Source organism: Micromonospora sp. MA102, from assembly GCF_025460765.1.
Classification (GTDB): domain Bacteria; phylum Actinomycetota; class Actinomycetes; order Mycobacteriales; family Micromonosporaceae; genus Micromonospora; species Micromonospora halotolerans.
The window spans coordinates 1-24,795 of record NZ_JAMWEG010000034.1 but is presented as its reverse complement, the minus strand read 5'-3'; the positions used below and the strand labels follow the sequence as shown (position 1 = coordinate 24,795).

General features: G+C 75.2%; 23 protein-coding genes. 8 read left to right on the top strand and 15 right to left on the bottom strand.

Annotated features, from left to right (window positions below; translation table 11 throughout):
* Positions 1 to 249: 249 nt before the first annotated feature.
* The gene (locus NFX44_RS33035) at positions 250 to 1,242 is read left to right on the top strand and encodes a diguanylate cyclase (protein WP_262287528.1); all 993 of its coding nucleotides are present in this window, start codon (positions 250 to 252) and stop codon (positions 1,240 to 1,242) included.
* 140 nt (positions 1,243 to 1,382) lie between these two features.
* Entirely contained in the window at positions 1,383 to 2,210 is an 828-nt protein-coding gene (locus NFX44_RS33030; protein ID WP_262287530.1) for a DUF72 domain-containing protein, read from the top strand.
* A gap of 15 nt (positions 2,211 to 2,225) precedes the next feature.
* Here the strand turns inward: NFX44_RS33030 and NFX44_RS33325 are convergent, their stop codons facing one another.
* Genes NFX44_RS33325 through NFX44_RS33010 form a run of 3 tightly spaced genes read right to left on the bottom strand, consistent with a single transcriptional unit; the run spans position 2,226 to position 6,209 of the window.
* Positions 2,226 to 3,650 carry an ATP-binding protein gene (locus NFX44_RS33325; RefSeq protein WP_315974661.1) on the bottom strand — a complete coding sequence of 475 codons (1,425 nt, stop codon included), beginning with the start codon at positions 3,648 to 3,650 and terminating at the stop codon, positions 2,226 to 2,228.
* Between the two features lie 55 nt (positions 3,651 to 3,705).
* Complete coding sequence (locus NFX44_RS33015) at positions 3,706 to 5,364, bottom strand: FAD-dependent oxidoreductase (protein ID WP_262287527.1); 1,659 nt, start codon at positions 5,362 to 5,364, stop codon at positions 3,706 to 3,708.
* 59 nt (positions 5,365 to 5,423) lie between these two features.
* The gene (locus NFX44_RS33010) at positions 5,424 to 6,209 is read right to left on the bottom strand and encodes a DUF3152 domain-containing protein (protein WP_262287526.1); all 786 of its coding nucleotides are present in this window, start codon (positions 6,207 to 6,209) and stop codon (positions 5,424 to 5,426) included.
* 123 nt (positions 6,210 to 6,332) lie between these two features.
* Between NFX44_RS33010 and NFX44_RS33005 the strand changes: the two genes are divergently transcribed.
* From NFX44_RS33005 to NFX44_RS32995, 3 genes are all read left to right on the top strand, one after another.
* Positions 6,333 to 6,851 carry a SigE family RNA polymerase sigma factor gene (locus NFX44_RS33005; RefSeq protein WP_262287525.1) on the top strand — a complete coding sequence of 173 codons (519 nt, stop codon included), beginning with the start codon at positions 6,333 to 6,335 and terminating at the stop codon, positions 6,849 to 6,851.
* Positions 6,848 to 7,603 (top strand): hypothetical protein, encoded by a 756-nt coding sequence (locus NFX44_RS33000; RefSeq protein ID WP_262287524.1) that lies wholly within the window; start codon positions 6,848 to 6,850, stop codon positions 7,601 to 7,603. The genes NFX44_RS33005 and NFX44_RS33000 overlap by 4 nt, the downstream gene beginning before the upstream one ends.
* Before the next feature lie 80 nt (positions 7,604 to 7,683).
* A complete protein-coding gene (locus tag NFX44_RS32995) occupies positions 7,684 to 8,145 on the top strand; it encodes a DUF5709 domain-containing protein (protein WP_262287523.1) in 462 nt (153 codons plus the stop codon).
* Between the two features lie 37 nt (positions 8,146 to 8,182).
* Here NFX44_RS32995 and NFX44_RS32990 read toward each other — a convergent pair whose 3' ends face one another.
* Complete coding sequence (locus NFX44_RS32990) at positions 8,183 to 8,887, bottom strand: hypothetical protein (protein WP_262287522.1); 705 nt, start codon at positions 8,885 to 8,887, stop codon at positions 8,183 to 8,185.
* A 155-nt stretch (positions 8,888 to 9,042) separates the two neighbouring features.
* Here NFX44_RS32990 and NFX44_RS32985 point away from each other — a divergent pair, with 155 nt between their 5' ends.
* Complete coding sequence (locus tag NFX44_RS32985; RefSeq protein WP_262287521.1) at positions 9,043 to 11,115, top strand: phosphocholine-specific phospholipase C; 2,073 nt, start codon at positions 9,043 to 9,045, stop codon at positions 11,113 to 11,115.
* Positions 11,116 to 11,272: 157 nt separating this feature from the next.
* The gene (locus NFX44_RS32980; RefSeq protein WP_262287520.1) at positions 11,273 to 12,028 is read left to right on the top strand and encodes an alpha/beta fold hydrolase; all 756 of its coding nucleotides are present in this window, start codon (positions 11,273 to 11,275) and stop codon (positions 12,026 to 12,028) included.
* Between the two features lie 14 nt (positions 12,029 to 12,042).
* Here the strand turns inward: NFX44_RS32980 and NFX44_RS32975 are convergent, their stop codons facing one another.
* The 11 genes from NFX44_RS32975 to NFX44_RS32925 all read right to left on the bottom strand — a co-directional run bounded on the left by NFX44_RS32975 (position 12,043) and on the right by NFX44_RS32925 (position 23,636).
* Complete coding sequence (locus NFX44_RS32975) at positions 12,043 to 12,852, bottom strand: methyltransferase domain-containing protein (protein WP_262287519.1); 810 nt, start codon at positions 12,850 to 12,852, stop codon at positions 12,043 to 12,045.
* A gap of 31 nt (positions 12,853 to 12,883) precedes the next feature.
* Positions 12,884 to 13,657 carry an ABC transporter ATP-binding protein gene (locus tag NFX44_RS32970; protein WP_262287518.1) on the bottom strand — a complete coding sequence of 258 codons (774 nt, stop codon included), beginning with the start codon at positions 13,655 to 13,657 and terminating at the stop codon, positions 12,884 to 12,886.
* Positions 13,657 to 14,400 (bottom strand): ABC transporter ATP-binding protein, encoded by a 744-nt coding sequence (locus NFX44_RS32965; RefSeq protein ID WP_262287517.1) that lies wholly within the window; start codon positions 14,398 to 14,400, stop codon positions 13,657 to 13,659. Before NFX44_RS32965 ends, NFX44_RS32970 begins: the two co-directional genes overlap by 1 nt.
* Positions 14,397 to 15,407, bottom strand: a complete 1,011-nt coding sequence (locus NFX44_RS32960) for a branched-chain amino acid ABC transporter permease (RefSeq protein ID WP_262287516.1) — start codon at positions 15,405 to 15,407, stop codon at positions 14,397 to 14,399. The genes NFX44_RS32965 and NFX44_RS32960 overlap by 4 nt, the downstream gene beginning before the upstream one ends.
* A complete protein-coding gene (locus NFX44_RS32955) occupies positions 15,404 to 16,297 on the bottom strand; it encodes a branched-chain amino acid ABC transporter permease (protein ID WP_262287515.1) in 894 nt (297 codons plus the stop codon). The genes NFX44_RS32960 and NFX44_RS32955 overlap by 4 nt, the downstream gene beginning before the upstream one ends.
* Complete coding sequence (locus NFX44_RS32950) at positions 16,294 to 17,487, bottom strand: ABC transporter substrate-binding protein (RefSeq protein ID WP_262287514.1); 1,194 nt, start codon at positions 17,485 to 17,487, stop codon at positions 16,294 to 16,296. Before NFX44_RS32950 ends, NFX44_RS32955 begins: the two co-directional genes overlap by 4 nt.
* 47 nt (positions 17,488 to 17,534) lie before the next feature.
* Positions 17,535 to 17,939 (bottom strand): roadblock/LC7 domain-containing protein, encoded by a 405-nt coding sequence (locus NFX44_RS32945; RefSeq protein WP_262287513.1) that lies wholly within the window; start codon positions 17,937 to 17,939, stop codon positions 17,535 to 17,537.
* A 17-nt stretch (positions 17,940 to 17,956) separates the two neighbouring features.
* On the bottom strand, positions 17,957 to 20,326 hold the full coding sequence (locus tag NFX44_RS32940; protein WP_262287512.1) for a nitrate- and nitrite sensing domain-containing protein: 2,370 nt from the start codon (positions 20,324 to 20,326) through the stop codon (positions 17,957 to 17,959).
* Between the two features lie 250 nt (positions 20,327 to 20,576).
* Positions 20,577 to 21,029 (bottom strand): helix-turn-helix transcriptional regulator, encoded by a 453-nt coding sequence (locus tag NFX44_RS32935; RefSeq protein ID WP_262287511.1) that lies wholly within the window; start codon positions 21,027 to 21,029, stop codon positions 20,577 to 20,579.
* A gap of 164 nt (positions 21,030 to 21,193) precedes the next feature.
* Positions 21,194 to 22,456: a cytochrome P450 gene (locus NFX44_RS32930; RefSeq protein ID WP_262287510.1), complete on the bottom strand. Its 1,263-nt coding sequence runs from the start codon at positions 22,454 to 22,456 to the stop codon at positions 21,194 to 21,196.
* Between the two features lie 265 nt (positions 22,457 to 22,721).
* The gene (locus NFX44_RS32925) at positions 22,722 to 23,636 is read right to left on the bottom strand and encodes an arginase family protein (protein ID WP_262287509.1); all 915 of its coding nucleotides are present in this window, start codon (positions 23,634 to 23,636) and stop codon (positions 22,722 to 22,724) included.
* Positions 23,637 to 23,739: 103 nt separating this feature from the next.
* On the opposite strand from NFX44_RS32925, the gene NFX44_RS32920 reads away from it, so the two are divergent.
* A complete protein-coding gene (locus NFX44_RS32920; protein WP_262287508.1) occupies positions 23,740 to 24,789 on the top strand; it encodes a zinc-dependent alcohol dehydrogenase family protein in 1,050 nt (349 codons plus the stop codon).
* Positions 24,790 to 24,795: the final 6 nt, after the last annotated feature.

Genomic DNA, 24,795 nt, shown 5'->3' with positions numbered 1-24,795 from the left:
GTTACGGGCGGGGTGCCGCCCCCCGCCCGCAGCTCAGGGTGATCCGGACGCTCCCGTACGTGATATGAACGGCTGGTTAACGACTCGTCTCTTGACTGCCGGTTCCCGCAGGTCATTGAATTTCGACGTGGTGAGCTGCCTCATCCGAGTGGCGTCCACACCGGCGGTCGGCGCGATCGCACCGGCTGAGCGACGCCGTGCCCGCACGGGCGCGCGCGACCGGCGGTCGGGGGCACGGTGGACGGTGGGATGAGAGAGCGCCGCCGCCGCACGCTGATCAGCGCGGCCCTCCACGCCGTCTCCCACTCGGTCGCCGTCGCCTACTGTCTCCTGACGCTCGGCGCGCCGAACCGGGACCTCATGCTCACGGCGTACGGCTGCGGTCTGGCGGCCGGTGTCGCCGGCACGTGGGCGGCCACCCGGGTGACCACCAAGGCGTCCAGCTACCGGGTCTCGTTCTCCCTCCTGATGATCACGCTGGTGATGGCGGCGCTCGGCGCCTACTGGGACGGCGGCGTGACGTCGCCGGCCGCGCTGGGGTTCGTGACCACGACCGTGTTCGTCGCCAGCTACACACCGCACCTGCGGCTCATGGTCGGGCTGGAGGTGCTCACCGTCGGGTCGTACCTCGTCGTCGCCGTCGCGGGGCGGCCGGCCCCCGCCGGTCACGTGTTCGTCTACCTGGCCGGCATGCTGGTGCTGGCCTCGGTCTGCTCGACGCAGACCCGGGCCCTCGCCCGGCAGCGGTCCCAGCTGCGCGCCCTGGCGTCCCTGGACCCGCTCACCGGCGCGCTGAACCGGCGCGGCCTGGCCGAGCTGGCCACGTTCCTGTTCCACGCCGGCTGCCGCCCCGGCCCGTCGCTGCTCTGCCTGGACCTGGACGACTTCAAGCTCGTGAACGACCGCCTCGGGCACGCCGCCGGCGACGACCTGCTCCGCAGGGTGGTGGCGGCGACCCGGACCGTCCTGCGGGCCGAGGACGCCCTCGCCCGCATCGGCGGCGACGAGTTCGTGGTGGTGCTGTCCGACGCCGACCGGGAGTCGGCGCGGGCCGCGGCGGCCCGGATCGAGGCGGCCGTACGCGGCCTGGCCGGCGTCAGCGTCGGCTCGGCCACCGCCCCCTACGACGGCGACACCCTCGACCGGCTGCTGCACGCCGCCGACCAGCGGCTCTATCTCGTGAAGCAGCAACGCCGCCGGACCGCGGGACGGCTGCTCGCGGACGGCACCGGTCGCGGCTGAACGAACCGGACGCCCCCGGGCGGCCGTCCCGGTCGAATCCGCCCGGATGTCGGGCCCGGATACCGTTGCCGCGGCGCGGGTGGCCGCGCCGGGCCGTCGAGCGGTGGGAGGGTCGGATGCGCCTGCACGTGGGCTGCGCCATGTGGACGCACAGAGCCTGGCCGGGGCGCTATCTGGCGCACCCGCTGCCGGCCCACGAGCGGCTGCGCGCCTACGCCGAGTGGTGCACCGCGGTCGAGGGGAACACCACCTTCTACGCCACCCCGTCACCGGAGACGGTGGCGTCCTGGGCGCGGCAGACGGAGCCCGACTTCCGCTTCGTGCCCAAGCTGCCGAAGGTCGTCACGCACGAGCGCCGGCTCACCGGCGCCGACGCCGAGCTGCGGGCCTTCCTGGACGCCGTCGAACCCCTCGGCCCACGCGCGCACGCCCTCTGGGTGCAGCTGCCGGGCTCGTTCGGCCCCGGCGACGTGCCCACGCTGGCCCGCTTCCTGCGCGGCCTGCCCACCACCCACCGGTACGCCGTCGAGGTCCGCCACCCCGCGTTCTTCACCGACGGCGGCGCGGCGCGCACCCTGGAGGACGCGCTCGCCCGGGTCGACGCGGAGTGGATCCCCTTCGACACCACCGCGTTCTTCCGCACCCCGCCGACCAGCGACGCGGAGCGGGAGGCGTGGCTGAAGAAGCCGCGCCTCCCGCTGCGGACCCGGGCGCTGACCGACCGGCCGATCGTCCGCTACCTCGGGCGGGACGACCCGGCACGCACGGTCGAGGGCTGGCAGCCGTGGCTCGACGTGGTGACCGGCTGGCTGCGCGAGGGCCGCTCCCCCACCGTGTTCGTGCACACCCCGGACAACGCCGACGCGCCCGACCTCGCCCGCCGCTTCCACGACCAGGTCCGGGCGCGCCTGCCCGGGGTCGCGCCGCTGCCCGAGCCGGCGCCGGTCGCCCCGTCGACGCTGTTCTGACCCGACCTCGCCCGGTCAGGCCGGCGTCAGCGGCAGCAGCACGACGAACCGCGTGTCGCCCGGCTCGGACCGCACCCGGATGTCCCCGTGGTGCTTGTTGACGACGATCCGGTAGGAGATGTCCAGCCCGAGGCCGGTGCCCTCACCGACGGGCTTCGTGGTGAAGAACGGCTCGAAGATGCGCGGCCGGATCTCCGGCGGGATGCCGCCGCCGGTGTCACCGATCTCCACGATCAGCCGGTCCTCCTTGCGGCCGGTCCGGATCGTCAGCGTGCCGGCGTCGCCCATCGCGCCGAGCGCGTTGTCGATGAGGTTCGTCCAGACCTGGTTCAGCTCGGCGGCGTACGCGGGAACGGCGGGCACCGTCCGGTCGTACTCCTTCACCACCCGCACGCCGGCCGGGATCTTGGCCTGGAGCATGACCAGGGTGGCGTCGAGCAGGTCGTGCACGTCGACCGTCTGGTAGGGCGCCCGGTCCAGCTGGGAGTACTGCTTCGCGGCGCCGACCAGCCCGGAGACCCGGGTGACCGCGTCGTCGATCTCGCCCATGAGCAGTTCGGTGTCGATGGTGTAGGTGATCCAGTGGATCGCCGACTCCAGGTCGTCGGCGCCGACCGCGGCGTCCACCTGGCTCAGCCAGCCGGTGTCGATGCCCCCGGCGACCAGCGTCGGGGCCAGCTCCCAGGCGCCCCGGACACCGCGCTCGTCGAGCCAGTCGGCCAGCTCGTCCTCCGCGTCGCTGGCCGCCAGCGGGGTCAGCGACGGCGCGGCGCCGGCCCGCTTCACCGCCTCCTCCTGCAGGGAGACGAGGTCGTGCAGGCGCCGGCCGTCGAGCCGGCCGTCCGCGATCATGGCGAGCTTGTGCCGCATCTTGGCGACCCGGCCGCGCAGCGCCGAGGTCGCCCGCACCGCGGCCGCCGCCGGGTTGTTGAGCTCGTGGGTGAGCCCGGCCGAGAGAGCGCCCAGGGCCAGCAGCCGTTCCCGCTCGCCGACGATGGTCTGCGAGTTGCGCATCCCGATGAACAGCCCCTCCAGCAGGTGGGTGGCCATCGGGAACCAGCTGCGCATCGCCTCGGCGATGATCTGGGCCGGGAGCGCGAAGACCGCGCAGTCGGTCACCGCGAAGAGGCTGTTGAGATAGCGCTGCTCGGCCAGGTCGCCCACGTACGCCTGCATGGCGCCGCCGTAGACGCCGGGCTGGCTGGTCCGGCTGACCTCCATGTCGTCGCCCTGGACCCGGCGGTGCAGGGTCACCGTGCCGTGCAGCAGCACGTAGAAGCAGCTCGCCGGCTCGCCTTCGACGTAGACGGCCTCGCCGGCGCGGCGCCGCTCCACCCGGCCGTGCTCGGTCAGGTGCGCGAGCTGCTCCGGGGTGAGCGACTCGAAGAGGAAGAGGCGCCGCAGGTCGTCGGAGGTGAGCCGGTCGTTGTCGGTGGTCACTGGGCCTCCCTTGTTCGCGACTGCGGGGCTCGCAGACCCGGCTCACTCCTCGCGCTCACTGTGCCTCCAGGTAGCGGTGCACGAGCGAGACCGCCATGGCGCCCTCGCCCACGGCCGAGGCCACCCGCTTCACCGACTCGGCCCGCACGTCACCGGCGGCGAAGACGCCCGGCATGCTGGACTCCAGGTGGTACGGGTCGCGGGGCAGCGCCCAGCCGGCGGGCCGGCGGCCGCCCCGGGTCAGGTCCGGCCCGGTGAGGACGAAGCCCCGGCTGTCCCGGGCGACCGCGCCGTCGAGCCAGTCGGTGCCCGGCTCCGCGCCGATGAACACGAACAGCCACGAGGTGCCGACGCGCCGCGTCTCGCCGGTGCGGGTGTCGCGCAGGGTCACCTCCTCCAGGTGCTCCTGACCGGCCCCGCCGACCACCTCGGTGTGCGGGTGGACCTCGATGGTGTCGATCCGGGCGATCTGCTCGATCAGGTAGTTGGACATCGAGCGGGCCAGGTCGTCACCGCGGATCAGCAGGTGCACCCGGCGGGCGTACCGGGAGAAGTGCACGGCGGCCTGGCCGGCGGAGTTCGCCCCACCGACGATGTAGACGTCCTCTCCCGAGCAGCTCGGCGCCTCGCTGGCCACCGAGCCGTAGAAGCAGCCCCGGCCGGTCAGCTCGGCCAGCCCGGGCGCGGGCAGCATCCGGTAGGAGACGCCGGTGGCCAGCACCACCGTGTGCGCGGCGACGCTGCTGCCGTCGCCGAACCGCAGGACCCGCGCCCCACCGGCGTCCTCCAGGGACACCACCTCGCGGGCGCTGAGCAGCTCGGCGCCGAACCGCAGCGCCTGCCGGCGGGCCCGGTCGGTCAGCTGGGCGCCGGAGACGCCGTCCGGGAAGCCGAGGTAGTTCTCGATCCGGCTGCTCTGCCCGGCCTGGCCGCCGGTGGCCCGCCGCTCGATCAGCACCGTCCGCAGCCCCTCGGAGGCGCCGTAGACGGCCGCACCGAGCCCGGCCGGGCCGGCGCCGACCACCACCAGGTCGTAGAAGTCCGCGGCCGGCGTCGTGGCCAACCCGACCTGCGCAGCCAGGTCGGCCGTCGTCGGCTGCACCAGCGACTTGCCGTCGGCCGTCACGACCAGGGGTACGTCGTTCGCGGTCACCCCGGCCGCCGCCAGCAGCCCGGCACCCTCCGGCTCGTCGGCGAGCACCCAGCGGAACGGCACCAGGTTGCGGGCCAGGAAGTCGCGGGCGGCGAACGACGGGGCCGACCAGCGGTGCCCGACCACACGCAGCTCGGCGGTGACGGTGGCCGCGCCGGCCGTCCACGACTCCAGCAGCTGGTCCAGCACCGGGTAGAGCTTCTCCTCCGGCGGGTGCCAGGGCTTGAGCAGGTAGTGGTCGAGGTCGACCACGTTGATCGCGTTGATCGCGGCGTCGGTGTCGGCGTACGCGGTGAGCAGCACCCGCCGCGCCGTGGGGAAGAGGTCCATGGCGGCCTCGAGGAACTCGATGCCGTTCATCTGCGGCATCCGGTAGTCGGCGATCAGCACCGCCACCTGCTCGCCGCGGAGTTTCAGCTCGCGCAGCGCCTCCAGCGCCGCCTCGGCGGAGTCGGCCCGCACCACCCGGTACCGGTCGCCGTAGCGGCGCCGCAGGTCGCGGGCGACCGCCCGGGAGACGGCCGGGTCGTCGTCGACGGTGAGGATCGCGGGGTTGGGCATGGCGTCTACTAAAGCACCATCGGCGGTCGGCCCCCACCACGCGCCGTCGCCGTCCCGTTTCAGCCGGGTCGGCCGTCTTCGCGGGGCGGCACCGGGTCGGCGTACGTCCCCGGCGGTCCGGTGTACCGCCGGCCGTGCGGGTAGGGCAGCGCGTTCGGCGTGCAGCCGTGCAGGCCCAGGGTCTGCTGCTGCATCACGGGCGCCGGCCGGCCCCGCCCCGGGCACCGCTCGTGCCCGTGGCCGAGCCGGTGGCCGACCTCGTGGTTGACCATGTACCGGCGGTAGGTGGCGAGTCCCGCGCCGTAACCCGGCACACCGCCGGCCCAACGGGCGACGTTGAGCACCACCCGGTCGCCGTGGCGGCAGGAGGTGTAGCCGTCCGGCCGGTCCTGGCACAGTTCGTCCCGGGTGCCGGGGGTGGCGAGGTAGACGGTGAAGTCGGCCGGCTGGTCCCGCCCGACCCGCCGCAGGGTGAGGACGCCGTCCGCGGTCCAGCCCTGCGGGTCGCTCAGGGTGCGGGTGACCTCCGCGGCGAAGTCGGCCGGCGGCACCCCACGGATGTCGCCCTCCACCGCGACGCGGTAGCGCAGCAGCCGGCGCGTACCCCTCGGGGTCGCGGGCTCGCCGGGGGCGAACCGCCACCGGCCGTGGCCGTCCGCCGGATAGCCGATCCGGACCGGAGGCTGCCGGGCGGACGCCGGCGCCGCCGCCCGCGCGGTGGCCGCCGGAGCGGCGGGCGGCGGGCCGGCGGCCCGGCCGGCCGCGGTCGGTGCGCAGCCGGACAGCAGCGTGGCCAGCAGTAGCATCGTGCCGCCACCGCGAGCCCGGTCCACGGTCCTCGTCATCGTCGGTCTCCCTCGCCGTCGCCGGGTGGTGCGCAGGGAGGAGGACGGGTGACCCGGTGGCAAGGTTGATCCGGCGGGGACTCAACCTTTCACCCGCCTCACCCGTCCTGTACCAGGTGGGATGTGGAGAGGCTGAGCATGGCCCGGGGTGACGCGGAGTTCGTCGAGTTCGCCACGGCGGCGTCCGCGCGGCTGGTGCACGCCGCCTTCCTGATGACGGGCAACCATCACCAGGCCGAGGACGCGGCCCAGACCGCGCTGGTCCGCACCTACGCGTCGTGGTCGCGGGTCCGCAACGGCGACGCCTACGGTTACGCCCGGTCGGTGCTGGTGAACCATCTCGTGGACGCCTGGCGGCGGCCGATCCGGGAGTACCCCACCGAGGACCTCCCGGAGCCGCACGGCGGTGACGTGGCGGACGAGGTGGCGACCCGGCGCTGGCTGCTCGCCATCCTCGGCACGCTCACCCCGCGCGAGCGGGCCGTCGTCGTCCTGCGTCACTACCTCGACCTTCCGGAGGCCCAGGTGGCCCGCGAACTCGACGTCTCGGTGGGGACCGTCAAGAGCACCGCCTCCCGGGCCCTGGAGAAGCTGCGCGCCGCGGGCCTCACCGCGCGCGAGCCGCAGGGGACGCGGCGATGAACGAGGTGGATGAGCTGCGCCGGGCCATGCGGGCGACCGAGCGGGCCGACCGCGACGGTCCCGACCTCGCCGGGATCATGCGGGAGGGCCGGCGGGTGCGCCGCCGCCGGCGGGTCGCCGGTACCGGCGCGGTGGCGGCGGCTGTGGCCGCGGTGGTCCTCGGCGTCGGTGGCGCCGTGGCGCGGACCCGCCCGCCGGAGCCGCCGGAGCCCGGGCCGGCCGCCACCGCGCCCGTCGCGGCCCCCACGGCGACCGCCGTCCCCAGCCCGACGGCGACCAAGGACCCCGGCCCGGTGGAGCCCCGGCCCCGACCGGTCGGCGCCGTGGTGGGCAGCGGCATCCGGTACGGCGGCGACGAGCGGGTGTTCTACGTCGTTCCGGTCGACGTGCCCGAACTGCCCGGGGTGACGATCGGCCTGGCCGCCGGCCGGCGCTCCCCCGTCGGCGAGCTGACCACCGACTACCTGGTCAACGACGTGTCCGGCAGCGACCGCCGGCCGGGGTTCCACCAGATCGGCTCCGACCCGCAGGCACGGGTGCCCTCCGCCGTCCCGGTGCCCACCTTCGGGTACTTCGTCGGGCCGGCCGCCCGGATCGTCGGCACCGTCGACGGCCGCCACGTCGAGGCCCGGCTGGCTCGGTGGAGCGAGGACCCCCGACTGGTGATCTTCTGGTTCGACCCGGGGGTGCTCGCCCCCGGCGAACCCCTGGACGGGATCGTCGCCCGCGACGCCAGGGGCCGGAGGCTGTGACCGGCCCCCGTGTCGTCGCCGGCCCGGGCGACGGTTCTAGGCTGGGTGGCAGCACGGGGCGTTGACCAGGGAGGATCGCCATGAGCCAGACCGAGCGGACCGAGATCGCGGACGAGTGGAACGTGGCCGAGGACGACGGCGTCCTGGACGCCTCGGACACCCTCGACGACGACCGGACCGGCGATCCCCTCGACACCGGCATCGCCGCCGCCGACCACTGGAGCGCGGCGAACCGGTTCGGCACGACGCCCGCCGAGGAGCGGGCCGGCGAGTCCCTCGCGCAGCTGCTCGCCCAGGAGGAGCCGGACCTCGACCCGTACGCCGAGGCGACCGACGACGAGGACGAGCTGACCCGCCGGGGCTACGAGCGGGAGGCGCGGACGGGACGCCTGGTGGCCGACGACGCGGGCTTCGGCGAGGACGAGCAGGCGGACTCGGTCGCCTGGGACGCGGGCGTCGACGGGGGCGCGGCCAGCGCCGAGGAGGCCGCCATGCACCTGGTCGACGACCCGAACGGCCCCGGGGACGGCCCGCTGCGCTGACGCCGGACGGTCGGGACGCCCTCGTTCCGGCGCCCCGTCAGCAGTGCTCGCCGGTCTCCCAGTGCATCTTGCTGCCACCGAACGGCACCACGCCCGGCTTCAGCGTCCGCGGGATGCTCGCGCCGCCGGAGACCACGTACCAGGGCCCGCAGGTGTCCGGGGTCACCAGGTGCATGGTCCAGGTCGGCGACGCCCGGTCGAGGTAGCGCACCTCGGACCGGTACAGCGTCGCGCCGCCGTCCGCGGTGCGGCGGTAGGTGGCCCAGAAGACCCGGATGCGCTCGCCCGGGCAGAGCTGGTCGGACCACTCGCCGTCGGTCCGCGCCGCGACCTTCACCACGCCGTCGGTGAACAGCTGGACCACGTCCACCACCCCCGCCGGCGTGCAGCTCGCCTTCGGGGCCCGGGTCGTCGCGCGGGGCCGCGGGGCGGCGCTTGTGGTCGACCGGGCCGGCGCGGGCCGCCGCGTCGGCGTTGACGCGCGGGCGGGCGTGACCGTGGGGCTCGGCGGACCCACCGGGACCGGAACGGCGCTCGGGGTGCTGGTCACCGCGGTCGGCGGCAGCGAGGTCGGCGCGGCGACGGGCCGGGCGGCCGGTCGCTCCGGATCGGGCCCGGTCGCGGCGACCACGGCGGACGCCACCGCGAGGGCCGCGGCGAGCCCGGCCGCCGGCAGCAGCCAGCGCCGCCGGGACCGGCCGGCCCCGGGCACGTCGCGGGTGGCGTCCTGCGGCTCGGACATGGGAGCTCCGGAGGGGGCGGAGGCGAGGACTCTCGCCAGGGTGCGTGGATCTTACGGCGTTGGCGCAACGCTCGCGTTCCGGACACGTGAGGTCCACCTGGCGCCAATAGCGTGCCACCGGCAATCGTTCGGCGTCAGTCAGGTGGTGCTCTGTCATGGCAAGTGTGGACCGTCGAAATTTCCTGAAGATGATGAGTGCTCCGGTGGCGGCGGCCGCCCTGCCGGTGGACTTCAGCAAGGCCCTCGCCATCCCGGCGAACAACCGGACCGGTTCGATCGAGGACGTCGAGCACGTCATCTTCCTCATGCAGGAGAACCGCTCCTTCGACCACTTCTTCGGCACCCTGCGCGGGGTCCGGGGCTTCGCGGACCCGCACCCGGTGACGCTGCCCTCCGGCCGCAGCGTCTGGCACCAGCCGAACGGCTCCGCCGACCTGCTGCCCTTCCGGCCCGAGGTGCCGGACCTCGGGCAGACCTTCCTGCCGGACCCGCCGCACGGGTGGGCCGACACCCACGGCGCCTGGAACGGCGGCCGGTACGACCGCTGGGTGCCGAACAAGGGCGTGGTCACCATGACCCACCACACCCGCGGCGACCTGCCGTACCATTTCGCCCTCGCCGACGCCTTCACCGTCTGCGACAACTACCACTGCTCGGTGCTGGCCTCGACCGACCCCAACCGCTACCACATGTGGACCGGCTGGGTCGGCAACGACGGCAAGGGCGGCGGCCCGGTCATCGACAACGCCGAGGCCGGCTACGACTGGTCGACCTACCCGGAGCGGCTGGAGCGCGCCGGGGTCTCCTGGAAGGTCTACCAGGACGTCGGCCTGGGCCTGACCGCCGAGGGTTACTGGGGCTGGACCGGGGACCCGTTCATCGGCAACTACGGGGACAACTCGCTGCTCTACTTCCACCAGTACCAGAACGCCCGGCCCGGCACCCCGCTGGCGGACCGGGCGAAGACCGGCACCGAGATCGCGAAGCAGGACCGCTCCCCCGAGGCGCTGCTGGCCGACTTCCGGCGGGACGTGGCGAACGGGACGCTGCCGCAGGTCTCCTGGATCGTCGCGCCGGAGGCCTACAGCGAGCACCCGAACTGGGGGCCGGACTACGGCGCCTGGTACATGTCGCAGGTCGTCGACATCCTGGCCAGCCACCCCGAGGTGTGGAGCAAGATGGCCCTGTTCATCACGTACGACGAGGAGGGTGGCTTCTTCGACCACCTGGTGCCGCCGACGCCGCCGCAGAGCCGCGCCGAGGGCCTGTCCACCGTGCCCACCACCAACGAGATCTTCCCCGGCGACGGGCGGCGGGCCGCCGGCCCGTACGGCCTCGGCGTCCGGGTGCCGATGATCGTCGTCTCGCCGTGGACCCGGGGCGGCTGGGTCAACTCGCAGGTGTTCGACCACACCTCACTGATCCGCTTCCTGGAGGCCCGGTTCGCCAAGGGCCGGGCCGACCTGGTCGAGTCCAACATCACGCCGTGGCGGCGCGCGGTGGTCGGCGACCTCACCAGCGCGTTCGACTTCCGGACCCCGAACGCCTCGCCCCGGGTGAAGCTGCCGGACACCGCCGACCTCAAGCCGGTCGACCTCACCCGCCAGCCGGACGAGGTGCCGGTGCCGCCGGCCGAGGAGCGCCTGCCCGGCCAGGAGCGGGGGGTGCGGCCCGCACGGCCCATCCCGTACACCCTGCACGTGGACGGGCGGGCCGCCGGCACGTCGTTCCAGCTCGACTTCCGCAACTCCGGCGGCGTCGCCGGCGTCTTCCAGGTGCGCTCGGCCGACCCGGCGCAGGCACCCCGCACGTACACCGTCGAGCCGGGCAAGCAGGTGAGCGACACCTGGGACGCCACCGCCGGCTACGACCTCGAGGTGCACGGCCCCAACGGCTTCTTCCGCCGCTTCACCGGCGGCGCGGGCGCGGGCATCGATGTCCGGGCCAGCTACGACGAGCGCGACCACCACGTCGGCCTGACCCTGGTGAACCGCGGCGCGAAGCGGGTCGAGGTGGCCGTCGCGGACCGCTACTCGTCGCGGCGGACCCGGCTGTCGCTCAAGCCGGGCGAGACGGCGTCGCCGTCGTGGTCGCTGTCGCGGGCGCACGGCTGGTACGACCTCACCGTGACCGTCTCCGCCGACCCTGCGTTCACGGTCCGCTACGCCGGTCACGTCGAGAACGGCAAGCCCAGCATCAGCGACCCGGCCATGGGCGGCCTGATCTGATCCTCGTCGCACCGCGAGGTGACCGTCCATCCCCGAGCGGGGGTGGGCGGTCACCTCGGGCAGCGGTGCGGCGTCGCCTATCCGACGCCGGTGTTCCCCCGCCGGGCGGTCAGGTCGTTCACTGTCGCCACGCCGCATCAGTGGAAGGGGCCCGCACATGACGATCAGCCACCTCACCGTCGGTCACGGGCCGCACCGGGTGCTGGCCCTGCACGGGTGGTTCGGCTCGGCGGAGGGCTGGGGCTGGCTGCCGGAGCTGATCGACGCCGAGCGCTTCACCTGGGCGTTCCCGGACTACCGGGGCTACGGCGCGCGCAGGGACGTGGCCGGTGAGCACACCATCGCCGAGATCTCCCGCGACGCCCTGGAGCTGGCCGACTCCCTCGGCTGGGACACCTTCTCGGTGGTCGGCCACTCGATGGGCGGCAGCGCCGCCCAGCGGGTCCTCGCCGACGCCCCCGGGCGGGTGACCCGCCTCGTCGGCATCAGCCCGGTCCCGGCGAGCGGCGTGCCGTTCGACCTCCAGGGCTGGACGCTGTTCGACGGGGCCGCGACCAACCCGGCCAACCGGCGCGCGATCATCGACCTCACCACGGGCAACCGGCTGTCCGGCCGCTGGCTCGACGACATGGTGCGGTTCTCCCTCGCCCACTCCATTCCGGAGGCGTTCGGCGCGTACCTCACCGCGTGGGCGCGGACCGACTTCACCGACGAGGTGAAGGGCAACCCGGTGCCGGCGCTCGCCGTGGTCGGCGAGCACGACCCCGCGCTGGGCGCCGACACGATGCGCGAGACGTGGCTGCGCCACTACCCCAACGCCCGGCTCGAGGTGCTCGCCAACGCGGGCCACTACGCCATGTACGAGACCCCGGTGCGGCTGGTCACGGTGCTTGAGGAGTTCCTCGGGCGGTAGCGGCGGGACGGCGCTCACCGCGCCGCCGGCCGCCGTCCCCGGGTCGACACGAACTGGTACGACATCACGGCGAACCCCGGGTCCCGCAGCAGCCGGCGGAACGCCTCCAGCTGACCGGGGGACAACCCGGCGTCGAGCAGTTCCGGCTCCAACTGCCGGGAGTTCGTCCCGTACAGCGACGCCCCGAGGGAGCCGCCGGGCCAGCTCTGGGCGTGGACGACCGTGTCCACCTCGACCAGCCCCGCCGCCACGAGCTCGCCGTGGACGTCCTGTGCCCAGGCCAGGTCGGCGCCGTGGCTCTGCAGGATGTCGAGCATCGCGTCGGTCACCTGGGCGAAGAGCTTCGCCGCGTCGTCGCTCGGCGCGGCCAGCACCCGCAGCGGCGCCGTGCAGTCGAACTCCTCGACGACCAGCCAGCCGCCGGGGGCCAGCACGCCGGCCAGCGAGGCCAGCACGCGCCGCCGTTCCGGCAGGTGCAGCAGCACCAACCGCGCGTGGATCAGGTCGAAGGCGTCGCCGGGCGGCGGCTCGGTACGCACGTCGTGCCGGCGTACGTCGAGGTTGCCGGCGGGGGTGAGGTGCGCGGTGTCGAGGTCGGTGGCCAGCACCCGGCCGCCCCGGCCGACCGCCCGGGCCAGGCTGCGGGCGACCGAACCGCCGCCGGCGCCGACCTCCCAGCACACGCCGTCGGGAGCGAGCACCGGCGGGGCGATCCGGCGCGCGGTGATCGGATCCAGGAAGGACTCCAGCGCCCGCATCTGGGGCACGGCGTCCGGGGCGCCGTTGTCGAAGGCGTAGTCGGTGTCACGGGCGTGGGTCGGCATCGTTCCTCATCCCTGTCGCTGCGGGTCGGGGTCAGTGCCCGGCGTCGGACCAGAGCCCGGGCACTGGTCGGGGAGCCGACGGCTCCGGGACCGCGGCGACGCTGAGCATCGCCGCCAGGACGTCCGGGTCGGCCCGGACCTCGTGCACCGGCCGGTCGTAGACGACCTGGCCGTACTCCAGCACCGCGATCCGGTCCGCCACCTCGACGGCGTGCCGGAGCTGCTGTTCGACGAGCAGCACGGTCAGCCCGGTGCGGGCCAGCGTGCCGACGAGCTCCCGCACCCGGGCGGCCAGGTCGGGGGCCAGGCCCTCGCACGGCTCGTCCAGCAGGAGCAGGCGGGGCTGGCCGAGCAGGGCCCGGGCGATGGCCAGCATCTGCTGCTCGCCGCCGGACAGCTGGTCGCCGCGGTGGCGCAGCCGGTTGCCGAGTCGGGGCAGCAGCTCCAGGATCCGGGCCACCGTCCAGCCCTCGCCGCCGGGCGTCGCGGCCCGCCACGGCGCGGCCGCCAGGACCAGGTGCTCGGCCACGGTCAACCGGGAGAAGACCCGCCGGCCCTGCGGGACCAGGCCGACCCCGGACCGGGCGATGCGGTGCGGCTGCCGGCCGGCGACCTGCACCCCGCCGATCTCGATCCGGCCGGCGTACGGCCGGACCAGGCCGGCCACGCTGTGCACCAGCGTGCTCTTGCCCGCGCCGTTGCGCCCCACCACCGCCTGGACGGTGCCGGCGCGCACGTCGAGGCTCACCCCGTGCAGCACGGTGCCGCCCGCGTAACCGGCGCAGAGCCCGTCGATCCGCAGCATCAGGCCACCCCCTCGGCGTACGCCTCCCGGACCGGGCCGGAGGCGCGGATCTGGGCGGGCGTCCCGGTGGCCAGCGTCCGGCCGTCGCGCAGCACGGTCACCGTGTCGCAGAGCGCGTAGACCAGGTCCAGCCGGTGCTCGACCAGCAGCACGGCGACCGCGCGGGGCAGCGTCCGCAGGAACTCCATGAGCCACCCGACCTCGACGGCGGACAGCCCGGCGGCCGGCTCGTCGAGCAGCAGCAGCCGGGGCCGGCCGGCCAGCCCCATGGCGATCTCCACCTGCCGGCGCTGCCCGTGCGCCAGGTGGCCGGCGGGGACGCCGGCGAGCCCGGTGAGGCCCACCCGGGCCAGCAGCGCGTCCGCCGTGCGGGCGGCCGCCCGCCGCCGCGCCGACGGGTGCCACCGGCCCGCCCGCACCGCCCGCGGCAGCGCGGCCACCAGCACGTTCTCCCGCACGGTGAGCGTCGACCAGACGGCGGGTCGCTGGTGGATCCGGCCGATGCCCCGGCGGGCCCGGGCGGCCGAGCCCAGCCGGGTGACGTCCCGCCCGGCCAGCAGCACCCGGCCGCCGCCGGCCCGGGTGCGCCCGCCGAGCACGTCCAGCAACGTCGTCTTGCCGGCGCCGTTCGGCCCGATCAGCGCGTGCCGCCGGCCCGGCATGATCCGCAGGTCGACGCCGTCGAGTGCGGCCAGCGACCCGTACCGGACGGTGACGCCGTGGGCGGACAGCAGCGGGGTCATGCGCGTACTCCCGTCGGCGTCGGGCTCTCCGGGGCGGGGCGGCGGGCCGGGACGGTCGGGAGCAGCCGGCCCCGCACCGGCGGGCGGCGCCCGCCGTCGGGGAGCAGGTGGACGGCGGCGACGAACGCCAGCCCGAGCACCAGGGGCGCCTGCCCGGGGAGCACGCCGAACAGCCAGTCCCGGGCGGCCACGACGAGCACGGCGCCGAGCAGCGCGCCGCCGACCGAGGCGGTGCCGCCGATCACCACGCCGAGCAGCAGCAGGGCGGAGGTGTCGAAACCGAAGTCGGCCGGGGAGACGAACTGCTGCGCCACCACGAGCAGGGAGCCCGCGGCGCCCGCCACCGCCCCGGCGGCGACGTGCACGCCGGCGACGTGCACGGCCACCCGGTGGCCGCCGGCCCGCAGCCGCGCCTCGTCGTCCCGGCCGGCCCGCAGCAGCAGCCCGACCCGGGTGCGCAGGACCAGCAGCACCACGCCGACCAGCGCCGCGACGACCACCAGGGTGTAGAGGTAGCGCGCCCGGTCCGTGGCCAGCACCGGCATCCCCCACAGTGGACGGGACGCCACGACGCCGGCCAGCCCGTCAGTGCCGCCGGTCACCGACCGCCAGCGCCCCACGACGGTCACCGCGAGTTCGCCGACCGCCAGGGTGATCATCAGGAGCACCACGCCGCGCGCGGAGACCACCAGCGGCACGGTCACCGCGGCCAGCGTAGCCCCGGCCGCCGCCGCGACGGCCAGGTGCACCAGGCCGACGTCGGAGACATGACTGCCGACGACCGCGCTGGCGTAGGCGCCCGCCGCGTAGGGGGCGGTCTGGCCGAGGGTGGGCAGCCCGGCGACGCCGGTGAGCAGCGCGACGCTCACCGCCACCAGGCCGAGCGCCAGGGTCCGGGCGAGCAGCGCGGCGGTGTAGTCGTCGACCGCCCACGGCGCCAGCACCAGGGCGGCCACCACCATCGCGGCGACGCCACGGCGCAGCGCGCGGACGGCTCCCCGCCTCACGTCGCCCTCCGGACCGTGGCCAGGCCCCGCGCCCGCACCGCCAGCACCACCGCCATGGCGGCGAAGAGCAGGAACGGGGCGGCCGACGGGGCCAGCGCGACGCCCAGGGTCTGGATCTGCCCGACGGCCAGTGCGGCGAGCAGGGTGCCGGCCATCGAGCCGAGGCCACCGAGGACGACCACCACCAGGGACAGCAGCAGCACGGCGTCGGCGGTGTCCGGCCCGGGGCCGATGATCGGCGCGCCGAGCACCCCCGCCGCGCCGGCCAGCGCCCCGGCGGCCGCCAGCACACCGACCCGGATCCCGGCCGGGCTCACCCCGAGCGCGGCGACCATCTCGGCGTCGTCGACGGCGGCGCGGACCAGCATCCCGACCCGGGTGCGGCGCACCACGAGGTGGAGCAGGCCGGCGAGCAGCGCCGCCACCACGATGAAGACCAGCCGGTACGCGGCGTAGCGGTGCCCGGCGACCGCCACCGACCCGTCCAGCACGGCGGGGACGCGCACCGGCGGGTCGTCCGGCCCGAAGGCGCTCACGAGCAGGCTCCCGCCGGCCAGGGCCACCCCGAAGGTCAGCAGCGCCTGGGTGAGGTGGCTGCGCGCGGCGACCCGGGTGAGCAGCCCGGCGACCAGCGCGCCGGACGCGGTGGCGGCCACCACCCCGACGGCCAGCGCGAGCGCCAGGCTCGGCCAGCCGCCGTCCAGCAGGGCGGCCGCCGTGTAGCCGCCGATCGCGTAGAGGGTGCCGTGCGCCAGGTTCAGGATGCCGGCGACGCCGAAGCAGAGCACCAGCCCCGCGGCGGCGACGAAGACCAGCAGGCCGTAGGCGACCCCGTCGAGGGCGGGGACGACGTACGGGTCGAACCGGATGCCGGCGGCCACCGCGGTCACCCGCCGACGGTGGCGAGGTCACCCACCACGGTGTTGGACAGCGCGCGGCCGTCCTGGCGCACCTGGCGCAGGTACCACTTCTGCACGGGCGCGTGGGTGGTCGGCGAGAACTGCCAGGTGCCGCGCGGGCTGGCGAGCTGGCCGAGCTGGCCGATGGCCGCGTTGACGCGTTCCGGCGTCGCCTCGTCACCGGCCGCCGCGATGGCCCGGTCCAGCACGGCCGCCGCGTCGTAGGAGGCCATGGCGTACGTCGTCGGGGAGCCGTCGTGCTCGGCCTTCCAGGCGGCCACGAAGGCGCGGTTCTCCGCGTTGTCGAGGTCCGGCGAGTAGTTGAGCACCGAGTAGATGTCGCGGGCGGCCTCGCCCTGGGCGTTGAGCACCCCGCCCTCGGTCAGGAACCCGGCGGCGTAGAGCGGCAGGTCCTTCACCTCCGACTGGGCGTACTGCTTCACGAAGTCGACGGCCGCGCTGCCGGCGTAGAACGTGTAGACGGCGTTCGCCCCGGAGGCCTTGATCCGCGCGAAGTACGGGGTGAAGTTGGTGGTCGCCGGGAACGGGGTGAAGGTCGCCTTGCCGTCCGGGTTGGCCAGCCTGCCGCCGGCCTTGGCGAAGGCCTCGGTGAAGCCGCGCAGCTCGTCCCAGCCGCCCTGGTAGTCGGGGCCGATGGCGTAGACGCTGCCCTTGACGTCGTCGCGCACGTGCTGCGCGATCGCCTCACCCGGCTCGTCGGACAGGTAGGACGTGTGCCAGACCCGGGAGACGTCCTTCAGCTCGGGCCGGCCGTTGGAGCCGACGAACGGCACCTTCGTCTCGTTGAGCAGCGGGTAGACGGCGGCCACCGAGCCGCCGCCGACGACGCCGGTCAGCGCGACAACCCGGTCCTGCTTGAGCAGCTTCGTGGCGGCGGGCACCGCGGTCGCCGCTCCGTTGCCCTCGTCGGCGACCACGAGGTCCACCTCCCGGCCGCCCAGCTTGCCGTCGTGATTGGACAGATAGAGCTGGAAGCCGTCGCGGATATCCTTGCCGACCGCCTGGTAGGTGCCGGAGAGCGACGCCAGCAGGCCGATCTTGACGGGCGCGCCCGCGCCGGCGCCGCCCTCGTCGTTCGCGCACGCCGGCGCGGCGAGCAGGACGAGGGCGAGCAGCGCCGCGGTGTGCGCGCGGCCGCGCCGGGACGTGGTGAGGGACATGTGTGCTCCTCCGTGGGGGGTGGGGTTCCGGCGTGGGGGCGCCGGGGTCAGCGGCTGCGGCTCAGGGCCGCGCGGGCCGCCGGGGTCAGGGCGTCGCCGATGCGGTTGGCCAGCTCGGTCATCTCGTAGGAGACCTTGCCGACGTCGCACTGCGGGTCGGCGAGCACGAGCAGCGAGGCGCCGTCGTTGAACGCCATGGAGAACATGAAGCCGCCTTCGAGCTGGGTGACGTTGGAGATCACGGCGCCGGCGTCGAAGAAGGCCGCCGCGCCGCGGAGCAGGCTCACCAGCCCGCTGCCGGTGGCCGCCAGCTGGTCGGCCCGGTCGGGTGGGAGCCCTCGGGTGGCGGCCACCATGAGGCCGTCGCTGGAGATGGCGATGGCATGGCTGACCTCGGTCGCGCGCTCGGCGAAGACGTCCAGCAGCCAGCCGAGATCCTGGTGGTCGGTCACGTGCACTCCCTGTCCGGTCAGTGGGTGATCAGGTTGGGCCGGCGGCCGGCGACCCCCCGTGCGTACGCGGCCATCGCGGTGGCCACCCGGGCCGGGTCGCGGTGCTCCGAGCGCTGCCGCGGCATCGTGACGCCGCCCGGCACCAGGTGCTGCTGCGGCTGCCGCTTGGGCAGGCCCGAGGTGGTGGTGCCGGCGACCTCGGGTGAGTCGGCCCGGGACGCCGTACGCCAGGCGTCGTCGGCGGGGCCGGCCCACGGCGTGCCGTTGTCGCCGCCCGGGCGGTCGACCTGGAACCAGTGGTTGACCTGGTGGTAGATGACGAGTTCCTCGGCGGGCACGGTGCCGCGGTCCGGTGCGGCGGCGGGTTGGAACACGGGCGCCACCGGCAGCACCGGGTCGGCCGGCGGGCTGCCGGCCCACGGCTCGGGCGCCGCGCGGTAGGGCGGAGCGACGGCGGTCCGCGCCGCCCGCCGGGACGGCCGGCCGGGCGTGAGCAGGAACTCCTCCGGGGGCAGCGGCCGGATCATCGACCCCGGCAGCGCCACCTCGGCGATGGTGCCGCGGCGCGGACCCGGGCGGAGCTGCACGGCCACGCCCAGCCGCGTGGCGAGCTGCCCCACCACGACCAGCCCCATCGCCCGTACCGCGGCGACGTCGACGGCGGGCGGGCGGGCGAGCAGGTCGTTGAGCTGCTGCCGGCGCTGCGGGGACAGCCCCACGCCCTCGTCGCTGATCTGGACGATCGCCCGGTCACCCAGGCTGCGGCCGGTCACCCAGGTCTCGGTCTCCGGCGGTGAGTAGCCGGTGGCGTTCTCCATGAGCTCGGCCAGGAGGTGCACGACCTCGTCGACGGACTCGGCGCTGACGGCGACGTCGCCGTCGACCAGGCCGAGGCGGATGCGGGCGTAGTGCTCGATCTGGCTCTGCGCCGCCTGGAGCACCTGTTGCAGCGGCACGTCGTGGTGGCGTACCCGCCCGACGCCGACCCCGCCGAGCACCAGCAGGCTCGCGTTGATCCGCCCCATCCGGGTGGCCAGGTTGTCCAGCGTGTAGAGCTGGTGCAGCCGGTCGGGGTCGGTCTCGTCCCGCTCGACCTTGTCGACCTGGGCCAGTACCGCGTCGACGAGTCGCTGCTCCCGCCGGCTGAGGTGGATGAAGATCTCGGCGGTGTTGGCCCGCATCACCGCCTGTTCGGCGGCCGTGCGCACCGCCGCCCGGTGCACCGCGGTGAAGGCCTGCCCCACCTCGCCGATCTCGTCGTCGCTGGACGGCTCCAGCCCGTCGCCGGCCTGCCTCCGGGCCAGTTCGTCGGGGTCCACCGAGGTGCTGTCCGGATGCTCAAGCCGGGCCACCACCTGGGGCAGGCGCTCGAACGCGACGGCGTTCGCGGCGTCCCGCAGCCGGCGCAGCCGCCGGGTGATCTGCCGGGCCACCGCCCAGGTGACCAGCGTGGTGAGCACGAGGGCCACCACGACGGCCGCCGCCTCCAGCACGGCGCGCCCCCGCTGCTCGGCGTGCGCGGCGCGGACGTCGTCGAGCACCACCGCGTCGATCCGCTGGCGCAGCTCGGCCAGCCGCACGGACCACTGCCGGGTGGCGGTGACCCAGGTGTCGAGGTCCAGCTCCAGCGGGCTCCCGGCGACGCTCCGCGACACCTGGTCCTGCATCCGTTGCAGCAGCAGCGCGCTCTCGCCGCTGGCGGCCTGCTCCCACCAGCCGCGCCAGGCGGGCCGGGCCAGTGCCAGGAAGGCGAGGCTCGACTCGGTGAAGCCGGCCCGGGCGGCGGTGATGTCCTGCTGCATGGCGGGGGTCAGCTGGTCGGCCGCGATCGCGCGCAGGACGGCGACCTGCTGCTGGCCGATCGCCTCGGCCACCTCGGACAGCGCCGCGGAGGCCCGGATGCCGTCCGCGATCCGGGCGTTGACCACGCCGAGCGTGACGCTCTCGCGGAGGCTGAGCAGGTCGGCGATGGCGATCCGGTAGCTGAAGGTCATCGCCGACACCGAGGCGCGCTCCGCCGTGCGCACCTGGGCACGCAGCGGCGGCAGCCCGGTCAGCGCCGCGTCGATCCGCGGCAGGACGGCCTGGTCGGCGGCGGAGTCGGCGGGCAGCTTCGCGCGCTGCCGGCGGTAGTGGGCGACGGCGGCGTCGGTGGCGGTGGTGGCGGTGGCGAAGGCGTCCTGCTGCTCCGGCGCGCCCCGGGTGAGCAGGTCGGCGGCGACGATGCGCTCGTTCTGCAGCCGGTGGGCCAGGTCGCCCGCCTCGGCGCCGAGCTGGGCCAGGACGCCGAGGTCGCTGGCACGGGTGGTCTGGCGGGCGCTCTCGGTGAGCGCCAGGCCGGCGAAGCCCAGCACGGCGACCAGCGGAGCCGCGACGATGAGACGCATCCGGGCGGCAATCTTCCAGCCGCGGCGGCGGGTCGGGTAGGGTCGGGCCGCGTGGGACCTCGTGCTCGACGCCAAGGCTGACTCCCCGCACTCATCAACAACGGTCAATCTGCATTTGCGGATTGCACGTTTCATTGCGCCGGAAGCCGTGCGCTCAGACCAGCCCTGACGGTGGTACAAACAGCCCGTACCAACATCTGTACCCAGAGTTGGCAGCGCCGGCGGTGCGTCTCGGCCGGGCCTCCCGGCGTCAGCGCCGGGAGGGCGGCGCGGGCGGCGGCCCGTCGACCTCAGGCTGGCCGAGCACCTGGCCGATCAGCTCCCGCAACTCGTCGATGGCCGCGACCACCGCCTCCGGATCCCGCGCGTCGCGCCGGGCGGCCGGCGCCGGCTCCAGCCGCGCCACCTCGCCGAACCGGGGCCCGCGGCGACCGTCCGCGGCCAGCTGCTCCGCCGCGACCTGGGGCCACAACGCCGCCAGCCGGCCACCGGTGCCGAGCACCTCGTCGCAGCGGACGGCGAACTCCTGGCTGCCGAACCGGCGGCCGGACTCGACCGCGGCGACCGTCTCCCGGCTGAACCGCACCCGCTCCGCCAGCGCCCGCTGGGTCAGCCCCTGCCGCGTCCGCCAGCGCCGCAACTCCGCGCGGAAGCGATGGCTGGCAGCGGAGTGAGCGGCGCTCGACGGGGGCGTGCGATCCATGTGCTCACCTTCGCGACGCCGGGTCGGCATCGACATGAGATCGGGCGGGGTGATGACCGGGCATTCGCAGGGGACAATTCTTAACCCATTCCCCGACGGGTGTGAAGACATGACTCCGCTCCGTGACCGCCTCCGCAGGTCAGCGCCGGGCACGGCGACGCGGGTCAGGCCGCCGGACGCCGGGCGGCGGGCACCGCCGTGTCGACCACGACGGGTAGGCCGCGGTGCGCGCGGAACGCCACGTTGGGCTGGAACGACCGGCGGTGCCCGGGTGCCAGCCGCAGCCCGGGCAGGGCGGCGGCGAGCCGGGTGAGCGCGAGCCCGGCCTCCAGCCGCGCCAGTGCCGCGCCGATGCAGAAGTGCGGCCCGTGCCCGAAGGAGAGGTGGTCGGACCCGTCGGTCCGCCCCGGGTCGAACCGGTCCGGGTGGGCGAACACCGCCGGGTCCCGGTTCGCGGCGCCGATCAGCAGCAGGCAGCGCGCCCCGGCCGGGATCGTGGCGTCGCCCAGCGTGACCGGCCGGTTGGTCACCCGCAGCCAGCCGTCGATGGCGGGCGCGAAGCGCAGCGTCTCGGTGAGGAACCCGGGCACCCGGTGCGGCTCGGCGGCCATCGCCCGCCACCGGTCGGGGTCGGCGAGCGCCTGGTCCAGCGCGTGGGCGAGCAGTCCGGCCGTGGTCTCGTGCCCGGCGACCAAAAGGTTGAACACGATGCTCGACACCTCGGCGATCGTGAGCACCTCGTCGTCGCCGTTCCGGTACGCGAGCAGCTGGTCGACGTAGCCGTCACCGGGCCGGTCGCTGTCGAGCCGGTCGCGCACGAGGCCCTGGCAGTAGCGCCAGAACTCCAGCAGCCCCCGGGCGAGCCGGACCTGTTCCGCCGGCTCGGGCCGCCCCCAGACGAGGGCGATCTGGCCGTCCGCCCAGGCCCGGACCCGGGCGATGTCCCGCTCCGGCACACCGAGGAGGTCGAGCAGGACCAGCAGGGGCAGCTCGGTGGCGAGCTCGCGGACGAGGTCGACCTGCTGGCCGGTCCGGGCGGCGAGGCGGGCGACCAGCTCGTCGACCCGGCGGCGGACGATCGCGCCGTAGCGCTGCTCGACCCGGTCGGTGGTGTTGGCGAAGGTGGCCCGCAGCGCCCGGCGGGTCCGCGGGTGCACCGGTGGGTCGGCGGCGGCCGTGGTCGGCGGGGCGTCGATCCGCATGATGACGGCCATCGCCTCCGGGCAGACGTCGTAGACCGGCGTGAGCGTGAGGGCGTTGCCGAAGGTCTGGGTGTCACCGAGCGCCCGGCGCACGTCGGCGTGCCGGGTGATCAGCCACAGCCCGAGGTCCTCGTCGTGGTGCACCCCGCCCGGGGAGTCGAGGAGTTCCCGCCAGAGCCGCGCCGGGTCGGCGAGGTACGCGCCGGCGAACGGATTCCACCGCATGACCGCCTCCTGAAATGGCGACCCGGCGACCCGTCGGGTGCCGGCGCCTTTCACGGTGCACTCCTCGACGATTCAAGTCAAGATTTGCTGACGTCAATGGAATTCGCTTGGGAATTGCGTTCCAACGGTCTTGCCAATTCCTTACCGGTCTGCAATTTGCGGTCCGCCGATTGCGCAGCGACACCCGCGATGAGCAGCGCGAACGACCTTACCGCGCGAGCCGGCAAAGGGGGACTTCCGGCACCGCTCACGCATTGACCGCCGGTCACGGAATCGGATTGTCGACGGCGTCGGACAGGAGCCGGCGCAGCAGCGCGACCAGCGTCGCCGCGTGGCGGCCGTCCGGATCCAGGTCCGGACGAAAGTCGGCGATGCTCACGCCCAGCAACCGGGGCGAGGCGAACAGCGGCGCCAGCAGGTCGGCGAGCTGGCCGGGGGTCGGGCCGCCGGGTTCCGGGTAGCTGACGGCCGGCAGGTCCGCCGGATCGAGGACGTCGCAGTCGACGTGCAGCCAGACGCCGCCGTCGACGTCGGCGAGCATCGCCGCGGCCCGCTCGCCGCACCGGCGCGGCGCGTCGACGACCGCCGGGGCGTCGAACCGCCGGATGCTGTCGGGAAGCCGGGCCACCTCGGCGGCGGCCTCCGGGTCGAGATCACGGGTACGGTGGCCGACCAGCACCACGTCGTCGGGCGCGACGAGCGGCGCGGTCACCCCGGCCGGCGCGGTGAGCTGCTCGGGACCGGTGCCCGTGAGGAGGGCCAGGTCCAGGTCGGCGGTCTCCCCCGTCGGTGAGGAGTGGCCGTCGAGGAAGTCGGGGTGCCCGTCGACGAACCAGAGGCCGACGCGACCCCGGTCCCGCCGCAGCCAGGGCAGGACGCCGAGCAGCAGGCTGCAGTCCCCGCCCAGCACCAGCGGCCGGCGGCCGGGCCGGCGCCCGGCGGCGGCGTCGAGCCAGTCGGCCAGCACCCGCGCCGCCCGGCTGGTCCGGCCCAGCGCGCGTACGCCGGTGGCGTCGTCCCGCCGGTCGTCGTCGACGACGATCGGGGCGTCCCCGGCGTCGTCGGGCACGAGTTCCGACAGCCCGGCCGCGCGCAGGGCGGCCGGGGCGAGCCGCTCACCCCGGCCGAGGCCCGAGCAGTCCCACGGCGCCCCCACCAGATACCAGCCCCGCTCCCCCACGCTCCCATCCTGGCACCGGCCGCTGTCCGGAGCGGCGGTATGCGCACCGCCCGCCGGAAGCCCGGGCCCCGCCCACCCGGCGGTGGCGTGTGAGGATGCCGGCATGCGTGCCGTGATCTTCGACGAGTTCGGTGCCCGGCCCGAGGTCCGCGACGTCCCCGACCCGGTGGCGCCGCCCGACGGCGCGGTCGTCCGGGTGGAGGCGACGGGGTTGTGCCGCAGCGACTGGCACGGCTGGCAGGGGCACGACCCGGACATCCGCCCGCCGCATGTGCCCGGGCACGAGTTCGCCGGTGTCGTCGCGGCGGTCGGCGCGGGCGTCCGGGACTGGCGGCCCGGCGACCGGGTCACCGCGCCCTTCGTCTGCGCCTGCGGGCGGTGCCCCACCTGCCTGGCCGGCGACCAGCAGGTCTGCGAGCGGCAGACGCAGCCCGGCTTCACCCACTGGGGCTCGTTCGCCGAGTACGTGGTGGTGCGGCACGCCGACGTCAACCTGGTCCGGCTCCCAGACGGCCTGGACCACCCGACCGCCGCGGCGCTCGGCTGCCGCTTCGCCACGGCGTTCCGGGCGGTGGTCGGCCAGGGGCGGGTGGCCGCGGGCGAGTGGGTGGCCGTGCACGGCTGCGGCGGGGTGGGCCTGTCGGCCGTGATGGTCGCGGTGGCCTGCGGCGCGCGGGTGGTGGCGGTCGACATCGCTCCCGGCGCGCTGGACCTCGCCCGGCGCTGCGGGGCGGCGGTCTGCCTCGACGGCGGCACGTTCGGCGGTCCGGGCGCGGTGGCCGCGGCGGTCCGGGAGGCGACGGGCGGCGGGGCCCACCTGTCACTGGACGCGCTGGGCAGTCACGCCACCTGCGTGGCGTCGGTGGAGAGCCTGCGCCGGCGCGGCCGGCACGTGCAGGTCGGCCTGCTCCCCGCCGCCCAGGGCCGCCCGGCGCTGCCCATGGAGCTGGTGATCGCGTACGAGCTGGAGCTGCGGGGCAGCCACGGCATGGCCGCGCACGCCTACCCGGAGCTGCTCCGGCTGGTCACGGCCGGGGTGCTGCGCCCCGGCGAGCTGATCACCCGGACCATCGGCCTCGACGAGGTGCCCGACGCGCTGACCACGATGGACGGGCCCGCCGCGGGTGGGATGTGCCTCGTGGTGCCCCGCTGACCGGGG

Excerpts from the sequence above, each read along its gene's own strand:
- NFX44_RS32995 (WP_262287523.1), top strand. The coding sequence starts at position 7,684 with ATGAGCCAGACCGAGCGGACCGAGATCGCGGACGAGTGGAACGTGGCC.
- NFX44_RS32980 (WP_262287520.1), top strand. The coding sequence starts at position 11,273 with ATGACGATCAGCCACCTCACCGTCGGTCACGGGCCGCACCGGGTGCTG.
- NFX44_RS32990 (WP_262287522.1), bottom strand. The coding sequence starts at position 8,887 with ATGTCCGAGCCGCAGGACGCCACCCGCGACGTGCCCGGGGCCGGCCGG.
- NFX44_RS33035 (WP_262287528.1), top strand. The coding sequence starts at position 250 with ATGAGAGAGCGCCGCCGCCGCACGCTGATCAGCGCGGCCCTCCACGCC.
- NFX44_RS33010 (WP_262287526.1), bottom strand. The coding sequence starts at position 6,209 with ATGACGAGGACCGTGGACCGGGCTCGCGGTGGCGGCACGATGCTACTG.
- NFX44_RS32940 (WP_262287512.1), bottom strand. The coding sequence starts at position 20,326 with ATGCGTCTCATCGTCGCGGCTCCGCTGGTCGCCGTGCTGGGCTTCGCC.
- NFX44_RS32965 (WP_262287517.1), bottom strand. The coding sequence starts at position 14,400 with ATGACCCCGCTGCTGTCCGCCCACGGCGTCACCGTCCGGTACGGGTCG.
- NFX44_RS33015 (WP_262287527.1), bottom strand. The coding sequence starts at position 5,364 with ATGCCCAACCCCGCGATCCTCACCGTCGACGACGACCCGGCCGTCTCC.
- NFX44_RS32920 (WP_262287508.1), top strand. The coding sequence starts at position 23,740 with ATGCGTGCCGTGATCTTCGACGAGTTCGGTGCCCGGCCCGAGGTCCGC.
- NFX44_RS32970 (WP_262287518.1), bottom strand. The coding sequence starts at position 13,657 with ATGCTGCGGATCGACGGGCTCTGCGCCGGTTACGCGGGCGGCACCGTG.
- NFX44_RS32985 (WP_262287521.1), top strand. The coding sequence starts at position 9,043 with ATGGCAAGTGTGGACCGTCGAAATTTCCTGAAGATGATGAGTGCTCCG.
- NFX44_RS33000 (WP_262287524.1), top strand. The coding sequence starts at position 6,848 with ATGAACGAGGTGGATGAGCTGCGCCGGGCCATGCGGGCGACCGAGCGG.
- NFX44_RS32930 (WP_262287510.1), bottom strand. The coding sequence starts at position 22,456 with ATGCGGTGGAATCCGTTCGCCGGCGCGTACCTCGCCGACCCGGCGCGG.
- NFX44_RS33030 (WP_262287530.1), top strand. The coding sequence starts at position 1,383 with ATGTGGACGCACAGAGCCTGGCCGGGGCGCTATCTGGCGCACCCGCTG.
- NFX44_RS32975 (WP_262287519.1), bottom strand. The coding sequence starts at position 12,852 with ATGCCGACCCACGCCCGTGACACCGACTACGCCTTCGACAACGGCGCC.
- NFX44_RS32935 (WP_262287511.1), bottom strand. The coding sequence starts at position 21,029 with ATGGATCGCACGCCCCCGTCGAGCGCCGCTCACTCCGCTGCCAGCCAT.
- NFX44_RS32950 (WP_262287514.1), bottom strand. The coding sequence starts at position 17,487 with ATGTCCCTCACCACGTCCCGGCGCGGCCGCGCGCACACCGCGGCGCTG.